We start from the raw sequence: 10,610 nt of genomic DNA on the forward strand, positions 1-10,610 counted from the left end.
AAAATCTCATCAGGTGCAATGGCGCCATTCTACAGGCCATGGCTGAAATAATCGGCAAAACCTGACCAGCAGGAGAGTATTTCTGTCACTCATGCAAGGGTGACCTGAACTAAGGTGTAACGAAACGTTAGCGGCTCGGCGCAGTCTGTACCCCATCAATGACTGATTCGCTGTACGAAAAGGCCCGGAATGCTCACATCCCTCAAGCAAGAAAAATTCATGCTGCTGGCGCTGATTGCCGCCATCGCCGCCTACCCGCTGGAACACTGGATGCTCCACAGCGGCCAACTGGTCGCGCTGCTGGCCGGCTTCGCGCTGATCGCGTTTATCGTGATGGCATCGATGCGCGTGGCTCATCACGCCGAGCAGTTGGCGGAAAAAGTCGGCGACCCCTACGGCACCATGATCCTGACCCTCGCCGCTGTATTGGTGGAAGTGGTGATCCTGGCGATCATGATGAGCAACGAGCCATCACCGACCCTGGTGCGCGACACCATTTACTCGGCGGTGATGCTCGATATCAACGGCATCCTCGGCCTGGCTGCGCTGATGGGCGGCATCAAGCATGGCGAACAGTCCTACAACGATGACTCGGCGCGCACCTACAGCGTGATGATTCTTACCGCCATGGGTGTGTCGATGGTGGTGCCGGAATTTATCCCCGAAGCCGACTGGAAAATTTACTCGGCCTTCACCATTGGCGCGATGGTGGTGCTTTACACCTTGTTCCTGCGCATGCAGGTGGGGCCGCACAGTTATTTCTTCAGCTACAGCTACCCGGAAAAACGCCGCAAGAAACAGCCGGAAGACGAGCACGCGCCGTCTGTCAGCCTGACGTTTTCCATTGCGACCCTGGTGTTTGGGGTGATCGTGATTGGCGCGTTGGCCGAGGTGATGTCCAAGACCCTCGACCTGGGCCTGGAAGGCACAGGCGCACCACCGGTGATTACCGCGATTGTGGTGGCGGCTATTTCGGCCGCGCCGGAAATCCTCACGGCACTGCGCGCCGCGTTGGCCAACCGCATGCAGTCGGTGGTCAACATCGCGCTGGGGGCTTCGTTGTCTACGGTGATTCTGACGGTGCCGGTGATGGAAGCCATGGCGCTCTATACCGGGCAGCCGTTCCAGATGGCGATGACGCCGGTGCAAACGGTGATGGTGTTTATCACGCTGATCGTCAGCGCGATCAACCTCAACGATGGTGAAACCAATGCGATTGAAGGGATGACGCATTTTGTGTTGTTTGCGACCTTTATCATGCTGTCGCTGTTGGGGCTGTAACCCGATTTGAAAGGCGCCGCAGACCCAATGTGGGAGCGGCACCGCCGCTCCCACATTTTGATGGGTGCCTGGCTTAGGTGCCGGCGATCAACTGGCGCGCTGCCTGGCTGTGATCGGCGATCAAGCCCTTGAGGTCAAGGCCTTCGACTTGTCCATCGATCACCCGCCATTGACCCGCAATCATCACCCGGTCTGCCCGGTCCGCGCCGCACAGCAGCAGTGCGGAAATGGGGTCATGGCTGCCGGAGAAGCGCAGTTCATCGAGCTTGAACAGTGCCAGGTCGGCCTGCTTGCCGACGGCCAACTCGCCAATGTCTGTGCGCCCCAGCAACTGCGCCGAGCCCTTGGTGGCCCAGCCCAATACGCCTTCGGGGGTGATCTTTTCCGCGCCATAACGCAGGCGCTGGATGTACAGGGCCTGGCGCGCTTCAAGGATCATGTTCGAGGCGTCGTTGGAGGCCGAGCCGTCCACACCCAAGCCGATGGGGGCGCCGGCGGCAAGCAGGTCCAGGGTAGGGCAGATGCCGGAGGCCAGGCGCATATTCGAGCTTGGGCAATGGCAGATGCCGGTGCCGGCGGCGCCCAGGCGCTCGATTTCGTCCGGGTTGAAGTGAATGCCATGGGCCAGCCAGGTGCGTGGGCCGAGCCAGCCGACGCTGTCGAGGTAATCCACGGTACGCAGCCCGAAGCGTTGCAGGCAGAAATCTTCCTCATCGAGGGTTTCCGCCAAGTGGGTGTGCAGGCGCACGTCCAACTGGTTGGCCAGCTCGGCACTGGCTTGCATGATTTCGGGGGTGACGGAAAACGGCGAGCACGGCGCCAGGGCGATCTGGATCTGCGCGCCGTCACCGCGCTGGTGATATTCGCGGATCAGGCGCTGGCTGTCGTCGAGGATCACCTGGCCTTGCTGCACGGTTTGCTGCGGCGGCAGGCCGCCATCGGCTTCGCCCAGGCTCATGGAGCCGCGGGTGAGCATGGCGCGCATGCCCAGTTCGCGCACGGTCTCGACCTGCACATCAATGGCGTTTTCCAAGCCATCGGGGAACAGGTAATGGTGATCGGCCGCCGTGGTGCAGCCCGAGAGCAGCAACTCGGCCAGGGCGACTTTGCTGGCCAGCGCGAGTTTTTCCGGGGTGAGCCGCGCCCATACCGGGTACAGGGTTTTCAGCCAGGGAAACAGCGGTTGGTTGACCACCGGGCCCCAGGCGCGGGTGAGGGTTTGATAGAAGTGGTGGTGGGTGTTGATCAGCCCAGGCAGCACTACGTGCTCGCGGGCATCGAACACCTGGGCGCAGGGTTGTGCAGGCGCTTGCCCTTGGGCCAGCACTTCGGTGATGACACCGTCTTGCAGCACCAGGCCGCCACGGGCATCGAGGCCATTGGCAGTGAAAATCGCGAGGGGGTTTTTTAACCAGATACGGGTCGCAGGCATTGGCCGGCTCCTCTGAATGATGGGTTCAGGTTTGCCAGCTCAGTGTTGCCCTGTCTGCTGATCCAGGGTCGCCGGGGAGGGCGAGGTGGGCAGTCTACCTCTGTGGGAGCGAGCTTGCTCGCGAAAAATCGTCAGGGATGACGCGGGCAGTCTGGTTTGACGCGGTGCCTGGGCATTTTTCGCGAGCAAGCTCGCTCCTACAGTTTGGGGGTTACCAGGCGATGGTGTCGCCTTTGTAGTCGACGAAGTGATGGCCGCCTTTGCCGGTGTAGGCATTTACCTGGTCCACCAGGCCGCGCACGCTGGTCTCGACGTCGATGTGGGCGTTTTCGCCGCCCATGTCGGTCTTCACCCAACCGGGATGCAGCGATAGCACCGTCGGTTTGGGCTCGCCCAGTTGTGTGATAAAGCTGTTGGTCATCGAGTTGAGGGCGGCCTTGCTGGCCTTGTACAGCGCCAGGTCCGAGCCGTCGGGAATGGTCACGCTGCCCAGTACCGAACTCATGAAGGCCAGCACGCCGGTGTCTTTGCGGATCTGCCCGACAAAACGCTGGGCCAGGTTGATCGGCGCCACGGCGTTGGTGAAGAACAACTGGCCGACTTCCGCCAGGGTCGCGTGGCCGGGCTCCTGGTTGGCCGGGCCCTTGACGCCGGCGTTGACGAACAGCAGGTCGAAGGTGCGATCTTTCAGGCGTTGGGCCAGGGCGATCACGGCTTGCTGATCGTCCATATCCAACTTCTCGATCTGCACCGGCCCCACGGCTTTCAGGGCATCGGCCTTGTTCGGATCGCGCACGGTGGCGGTCACGTCCCAGCCGTCCTGGAGCAGTTGCTTGACCAGGCCAAGGCCCAGCCCGCGCGAGGCGCCGATGATCAGTGCGGTTTTTGGCGTAGACATGAAAGGCTTCCTTTGAAATCGCGGTTCAGGGAGTTCAGCGCATAACAGTAGCAGTTTCAGCGTTCGAGCAGGATGCGCCCACGGCTCAGGTCGGCGAGCTGGGTTTGCAGGGTGTCGATGTGTGCCTCCCCCAGGGCGAGCTGCAGCTCCACGCCGTTGGCGGTGAAGGTTTCTTCCACCACAAGCCCGCCGAGCTCAGCGACACGCAGCTTCACCAGGTTCAGTTCGGAGAAGCCACAGGCGCAGCTCAGGGGGACGCGGCTGATCAGCTCGATGCGTTCGGCATTCTGCAGGCATTTATTGGCCCCGCCGCCATAGGCGCGGGCCAACCCACCCGTGCCCAGTTGAATGCCGCCGTACCAGCGGATTACCAAGACGGCCACCTGATCAAAGCCCTGGGCCTCGATGGCTGCAAGAATCGGGCGCCCGGCGGTACCACCGGGTTCGCCGTCATCGCTGCTGCGGTATTGATCGCCCAGCTTCCAGGCCCAGCAGTTGTGCGTGGCGTTGAGGTCGCTGTGCTGCTCGAAAAACGCCTGGGCGTCCTGCGGGCTGGTAATCGGCGCCGCCAAGGTGATAAAGCGGCTCTTGCGTATTTCTTCACGAAACTCGCAAAAGCCGGTGAGCGTGAAAGACATAGATCGCTTCGTTTATAGGGCTGGCTTGATGCCGCAGCCTTTGAGAATGATATGGATCAGGTTGGTGCCAGCATCTTCCATGTCCTGCTTGGTCAGCTTGGTGCGCCCGGTAACACGGCAGATCTGGGTGGCGAAGTCAGCGTAGTGCTGGGTGCTGCCCCACAGCAGGAAAATCAGGTGCACGGGGTCGACGGGGTCCATTTTGCCGGCGTCGATCCAAGCCTGGAACACCGCGGCACGGCCACTGAACCAGGCCCGATAGTCCTGGCCGAAATATTCAGTGAGGCATTGGCCGCCGCTGATGATCTCCATGGCGAAGATCCGCGAGGCTTGGGGTTGGCGGCGCGAGAACTCCATCTTGGTGCGGATGTAACGAGCGAGCGCCACGGCCGGGTCATCTTCGGCGGTCAGCGCGTTGAAGGTGCTGTCCCACAGTTCGAGGATATTGCTCAGCACCGCGACGTACAGGCCCAGCTTGTTGGTGAAGTAGTAGTGCAAGTTGGCCTTGGGCAGCCCGGCACTGGCAGCGATGGTGTTCATGCTGGTGCCTTTGTAGCCATGACGCGCGAATTCATCTTCAGCAGCCTGGAGAATCGCTTGTTCGTTCTTTTGCCGAATGCGGCTGGCGGGTTTACCGGCGTGGTTGCTGTGGGCAGGAACTTCGAGGCTCATGGAGGTTTCCGTGCTGATCGAGAGAGACGACGTGTGCACAGATAACCCACCCTCAAGCCTCAGACAAGTCCTGATGCAATAAAACCGTCAAAGCGGTTCCAGGCTGTCGCGTTCCGGGCTGTGGTTTGCGGCGGCGGTACTTGCCTTGGCCTCCGGCAGTAACAGGCACAACACAATGGCGGTGATGCCGCCGCTGGTGATGGCGGAGTCGAACAGGTTCTGCACCAGAGTCGGCATCAGGTGCAGCAGGTTGGGTTGCGCGGCGATACCCAGGCCAACGCCGAACGAGGTGGCGATGATCAGCATGCTGCGTCGGTCCAGCGGCGCCTGGGCGAGGATGCGCACGCCAGCCGCGGCCACGCTGCCGAACATCACCAGGGTGGCACCGCCCAATACCGGCTTGGGGATTTGCTGCAGCACAGCGCCGATCAGCGGAAACAGGCCCAGACAGAACAGCAACACGCCGATGTATAAACCGACGTAACGGCTGGCCACGCCGGTGAGTTGGATCACGCCATTGTTCTGGGCAAACGTGGTGTTGGGGAAGGCGCTGAAGGTGGCGGCGATCATGCAGCTCACCCCATCGCCGAGGACACCGCCCTTGAGCCGGCTTATATAAGAAGGGCCGCTGATGGGCTGGCGGGCAATCATGCAATTGGCGGTGAGGTCGCCGACAGTTTCGATGCTGCTGATCAGATAAATCAGCGCAATCGGCAGGAAGGCGCTCCAGTCGAAGTTGAAACCAAAGCGGAATGGCGTAGGCAGGCTGACCAGTGGCAGGTCAGGCAAAGCCTGGGGAACAAGTTTGCCGCTGAACCACGCCGCCAGGCTGCCCAGGGCCAGGCCGATGATGATGGCCGACAAACGTACCCAGGGCGTATTCGAGCGGTTGAGCAGGATGATCGTCAAAACCACGAACAGGCCCAGCGCCAGGTTGGCGGGGGCGCCGAAGTCCGGTGCATTGAAGCCGCCGCCCAGGTCGGTGATGCCCACTTTGATCAGGCTGATGCCGATCAGCGTAATCACAATGCCGGTCACCAGTGGTGTGATCACGCGGCGCAGTTGGCCGATAAAGCGGCTCAATACAATCTGCACCGCCGCACCGAAGAAGCACACGCCGAAAATCATCGCCAGAATGTCTTCCGGGCTGCCACCGCGTTGCTTCACCAGAAAGCCTGCTGACAACACCGCGCCGAGAAACGCAAAGCTGGTGCCTTGCAGGCAGATCATGCCGGCACCGATGCCAAACGGCCTGCGTGCCTGGATGAAGGTGCCTACGCCGGAAACCATCAACGCCATGCTGATCAGGTAGGGCAAGTGAGCGGTGAGGCCGAGGGTGGAGCCAATGATCAGCGGCGGCGTGATGATGCCGACGAATGCCGCCAGTACATGTTGCAAGGCCGCGAGTAGAGCAGGCAGTGGTTTCGGGCGGTCATTGAGGCCGTAGATCAGGTCGCTGGGGCTGGAGGATTCTGGAGGCATGGCGGGTTAACTCAAGGCGGACGGTTCAAGGTCCTTGAGCCCTTGCAAAAAGCTGTCCAGGTGCTCAGCTTTTTGTGTGGCGCCCGATTTAGCGGGTGGCGGCCAGGCTTTCGAGGAAACTTTCCAGCACCAAATGAGGGCGACGGCCCTTGCGCGTGACCGATGCCAGGCTCAAATCGTAAAAACGTGTAGCCGGTTTCAGCGCACGCAGTCGGCCTTGTTGTACCCACAGGCTGGCGTAATGATCGGGCAAGTAGCCGATATAGCGCCCGGTGAGAATCAGGAACGCCATGCCTTCACGGTCTGAGGCGCTGGCGGTGCAGTTGAGCGCCTGGTAATGGGCCTGGATCTCCGCGGGCAAGCGGAAGGTGGGGGCGATGGCGTCCTGGCTGTCGATGCGTTCGTCGTCAAGTTGCTTGTTATCGGCGTAAAACAGCGGGTGGCCGACCGCGCAATAGAGCAAGGAGCGTTCGCTGTACAGCGGCTGATATTCCAGGCCCGACAATGCGCTGGCCTGGGGCACCACACCGACGTGCAGGCGACCGTCGAGTACGCCTTGCTCCACTTCATTGGGGGCGATCATGCGGATCTGGATCTGCACGTCCGGGCCGCGTTCCTTCAACTGCGCCAGTGCGTGAGTGATGCGCATATGGGGCAGGGTCACGAGGTTGTCGGTGAGGCCAATGATCAACTCGCCGCGCAAATGTTGGTGCAGGCCGTTGACCTCGGTACGAAAACTTTCCAGGGCACTCAGCAGTTGCAGGGCAGACTGATAGACCTCGCGGCCTTCTTCTGTCAGAGAGAACCCGGCGCGGCCGCGTTGGCACAGCCTTAGCCCGAGCCGTTGCTCAAGGTCGCTCATCTGCTGGCTGATGGCCGAGCGCCCGATGCCAAGGACAGCTTCCGCTGCCGAGAAGCCGCCGCACTCCACCACGCTGCGAAAGATGCGCAGCAGGCGAATATCGAAGTCACTGACTTGCGCCAAAGGGTCGGGACGACGGCTGCTCATAGTTTAGTGAAGTCCTGACTGAAGGTTAGAAGAGTTGGATTTCACCGACTTTATCCCCGTGGCAATTTAGCTGCAACAACGCTTTTTCAATCCCGACGCTGCCTTTTGCCCTGCGAGGTTTTGCTGATGAACATGCCCGAAAACGCCCCATCGTCCCTGGCCAGCCAATTGAAGCTGGATGCGCACTGGATGCCTTACACCGCCAACCGCAACTTCCAGCGTGATCCTCGCCTGATCGTGGCCGCTGAAGGTAGCTGGTTGACCGATGACAAGGGGCGCAAGGTCTATGATTCGTTGTCGGGCCTGTGGACCTGTGGCGCCGGGCATACGCGCAAGGAAATCCAGGAAGCAGTCGCCAAGCAATTGGGCACCTTGGACTACTCTCCAGGCTTTCAGTACGGTCATCCGTTGTCCTTCCAGTTGGCGGAAAAGATCACCGACCTGACCCCAGGCAACCTCAATCATGTGTTCTTTACCGACTCGGGCTCTGAATGCGCCGATACAGCGGTGAAGATGGTGCGGGCCTACTGGCGCCTGAAAGGCCAGGCCACCAAGACCAAGATGATTGGTCGCGCCCGGGGTTACCACGGCGTGAACATCGCCGGTACCAGCCTGGGCGGTGTGAACGGTAACCGTAAGCTGTTTGGCCAGGCGATGATGGATGTTGACCACCTGCCTCACACCTTGCTGGCCAGCAATGCTTTCTCTCGGGGCATGCCGGAGCAGGGCGGTATTGCCTTGGCCGATGAGTTGCTCAAGCTGATCGAGCTGCATGACGCGTCGAACATTGCCGCCGTGTTTGTCGAGCCGATGGCCGGTTCCGCTGGCGTATTGGTGCCACCGCAGGGTTATCTCAAGCGTCTGCGCGAAATTTGCGACCAGCACAATATCCTGTTGGTGTTCGACGAAGTGATCACAGGCTTTGGCCGCACCGGCTCGATGTTCGGTGCTGACAGCTTCGGCGTGACCCCGGACCTGATGTGCATCGCCAAGCAAGTCACCAACGGCGCTATCCCGATGGGCGCGGTGATTGCCAGCAGCGAGATCTACCAGACCTTCATGAACCAGGCGACGCCGGAATACGCCGTGGAATTCCCCCACGGCTACACCTACTCGGCGCACCCGGTGGCTTGCGCGGCGGGCCTGGCGGCATTGGACCTGTTGCAGAAAGAAAACCTGGTGCAGAGCGTAGCCGAAGTCGCGCCGCATTTTGAGAATGCGCTGCACGGTTTGAAAGGCAGCAAGAATGTGATCGACATTCGCAACTACGGCCTGGCCGGTGCGATCCAGATTGCCCCGCGTGATGGGGATGCCATCGTGCGCCCATTCGAGGCCGGCATGGCGTTGTGGAAAGCCGGTTTCTATGTGCGTTTTGGCGGCGATACCCTGCAGTTCGGGCCAACCTTCAACAGCAAGCCGCAGGACCTGGACCGTCTGTTTGACGCGGTCGGCGAAGTGCTGAACAAGATCGACTGATTTCTCCTTCTATATAGAACAATTTTTCAGGAGCCCTGCATGAGCCTTATCCAGCATTTGATCAACGGTGAACTGGTCAACGACAGCGGTCGTAGTGCCGACGTCTATAACCCGTCTACCGGCCAGGTGATTCACCAGGTGCCGTTGGCCAGTCGTGAAACCATTCAACAGGCGATTGATTCGGCCAAGGCTGCGTTTCCGGCCTGGCGCAATACGCCGCCAGCCAAGCGTGCCCAGGTGATGTTCCGTTTCAAGCAACTGCTGGAGCAGAACGAAGCACGCATCTCGCAGTTGATCAGCGAAGAACATGGCAAGACCCTGGAAGACGCAGCGGGTGAGCTCAAGCGTGGAATCGAGAACGTGGAATACGCGTGCTCGGCGCCGGAGATTCTCAAGGGTGAATACAGCCGCAACGTAGGGCCGAACATTGACGCATGGTCGGACTTCCAGCCGTTGGGCGTGGTGGCGGGTATCACCCCGTTCAACTTCCCGGCGATGGTGCCGTTGTGGATGTACCCGCTGGCGATTGTCTGCGGTAACTGTTTCATCCTTAAACCTTCAGAGCGCGACCCGAGTTCGACGCTGTTGATCGCGCAGCTGTTGCAGGAAGCCGGGCTGCCTAAAGGCGTGCTCAGTGTGGTGCATGGCGACAAGGGCGCGGTGGATGCACTGATCGAAGCGCCGGAAGTCAAAGCCTTGAGCTTTGTAGGCTCGACGCCGATTGCCGAGTACATCTATTCCGAAGCGACCAAACGTGGCAAGCGTGTGCAGGCGCTGGGTGGGGCGAAGAACCACGCGGTGCTGATGCCGGATGCCGACCTGGATAACGCGGTAAGTGCCCTGATGGGCGCGGCTTATGGTTCTTGCGGTGAGCGTTGCATGGCGATCTCGGTGGCTGTGTGCGTGGGCGATCAGGTGGCGGATGCGTTGATCGCCAAGCTGGTGCCGCAGGTCAAGGCGTTGAAGATTGGTGCGGGCACGTCTTGCGGCCTGGATATGGGCCCGTTGGTGACGGGGCAGGCGCGGGATAAAGTCAGTGGCTATATAGAAGACGGTGTGTCAGCGGGTGCAGAGCTGGTTGTTGATGGCCGTGGCTTGAGTGTTGCCGGGCATGAGCAAGGATTCTTCCTCGGTGGCAGCCTGTTCGACCGCGTCACGCCTGAGATGCGTATCTATAAAGAAGAGATCTTTGGGCCGGTACTGTGCGTAGTACGGGTGGACAGCCTGGAGGCGGCGATGCAGTTGATCAACGATCATGAATACGGCAACGGTACTTGCATCTTCACCCGTGACGGTGAAGCGGCGCGCCTGTTCTGTGATGAGATTGAAGTCGGCATGGTGGGCGTTAACGTGCCGCTGCCAGTGCCGGTTGCGTATCACAGTTTTGGCGGCTGGAAACGTTCGCTGTTTGGCGACTTGCATGCCTATGGGCCGGACGGGGTGCGTTTCTATACCCGTCGCAAGGCAATCACCCAGCGTTGGCCGCAACGGGCCAGCCATGAAGCGTCGCAATTCGCCTTCCCTAGCCTGTAAGGCTCGGTAGGTAGAAGGCCGGCCCCTTGGGGCCGGCCTTTGCGTTATTGGGGCATTTTTGACTTATATGACAGAAATGTGAAAAAGAAGGTTGACGGCAGATTCTGGAAGCCTATAATTCGCCCCACTTCCGGCGCAGTCGAAACGGAAAACTCCTTGGTAAACAATGGGTTACGCGGTTCTCGACAG

9 protein-coding genes are annotated in these 10,610 nt (G+C 60.4%); 3 read left to right on the forward strand and 6 right to left on the reverse strand.

Features of this window, described 5'->3' with window-relative positions:
* Nucleotides 1-189 precede the first annotated feature (189 nt).
* Nucleotides 190-1,281, forward strand: a complete 1,092-nt coding sequence (locus A7K61_RS17610) for a calcium:proton antiporter (protein ID WP_003188263.1) — start codon at nt 190-192, stop codon at nt 1,279-1,281.
* A 73-nt stretch (nt 1,282-1,354) separates the two neighbouring features.
* Here A7K61_RS17610 and A7K61_RS17615 read toward each other — a convergent pair whose 3' ends face one another.
* The 6 genes from A7K61_RS17615 to A7K61_RS17640 form a co-directional block, all read right to left on the reverse strand.
* Nucleotides 1,355-2,713, reverse strand: coding sequence for an 8-oxoguanine deaminase (locus A7K61_RS17615; protein WP_032893722.1), 1,359 nt, complete (start codon nt 2,711-2,713; stop codon nt 1,355-1,357).
* Between the two features lie 211 nt (nt 2,714-2,924).
* A complete protein-coding gene (locus A7K61_RS17620; RefSeq protein ID WP_003188266.1) occupies nt 2,925-3,611 on the reverse strand; it encodes an SDR family oxidoreductase in 687 nt (228 codons plus the stop codon).
* Between the two features lie 56 nt (nt 3,612-3,667).
* Complete coding sequence (locus A7K61_RS17625; RefSeq protein ID WP_044275476.1) at nt 3,668-4,249, reverse strand: YigZ family protein; 582 nt, start codon at nt 4,247-4,249, stop codon at nt 3,668-3,670.
* Between the two features lie 12 nt (nt 4,250-4,261).
* Nucleotides 4,262-4,921, reverse strand: a complete 660-nt coding sequence (locus A7K61_RS17630) for a TetR/AcrR family transcriptional regulator (RefSeq protein ID WP_003188268.1) — start codon at nt 4,919-4,921, stop codon at nt 4,262-4,264.
* 87 nt (nt 4,922-5,008) lie between these two features.
* Nucleotides 5,009-6,403 (reverse strand): uracil-xanthine permease family protein, encoded by a 1,395-nt coding sequence (locus tag A7K61_RS17635; protein ID WP_044275478.1) that lies wholly within the window; start codon nt 6,401-6,403, stop codon nt 5,009-5,011.
* Between the two features lie 88 nt (nt 6,404-6,491).
* Nucleotides 6,492-7,412 carry a LysR family transcriptional regulator gene (locus A7K61_RS17640; protein ID WP_069558033.1) on the reverse strand — a complete coding sequence of 307 codons (921 nt, stop codon included), beginning with the start codon at nt 7,410-7,412 and terminating at the stop codon, nt 6,492-6,494.
* Nucleotides 7,413-7,538: 126 nt separating this feature from the next.
* On the opposite strand from A7K61_RS17640, the gene A7K61_RS17645 reads away from it, so the two are divergent.
* Both A7K61_RS17645 and A7K61_RS17650 read left to right on the forward strand, forming a co-directional pair.
* Complete coding sequence (locus tag A7K61_RS17645) at nt 7,539-8,888, forward strand: aspartate aminotransferase family protein (RefSeq protein ID WP_003188272.1); 1,350 nt, start codon at nt 7,539-7,541, stop codon at nt 8,886-8,888.
* Between the two features lie 39 nt (nt 8,889-8,927).
* Nucleotides 8,928-10,421 carry a CoA-acylating methylmalonate-semialdehyde dehydrogenase gene (locus tag A7K61_RS17650; RefSeq protein ID WP_014716778.1) on the forward strand — a complete coding sequence of 498 codons (1,494 nt, stop codon included), beginning with the start codon at nt 8,928-8,930 and terminating at the stop codon, nt 10,419-10,421.
* The last annotated feature ends 189 nt before the right edge of the window (nt 10,422-10,610 follow it).

The sequence above is a fragment of the Pseudomonas sp. AP42 genome, assembly GCF_001728935.1.
Lineage (GTDB): Bacteria > Pseudomonadota > Gammaproteobacteria > Pseudomonadales > Pseudomonadaceae > Aquipseudomonas > Aquipseudomonas lactis.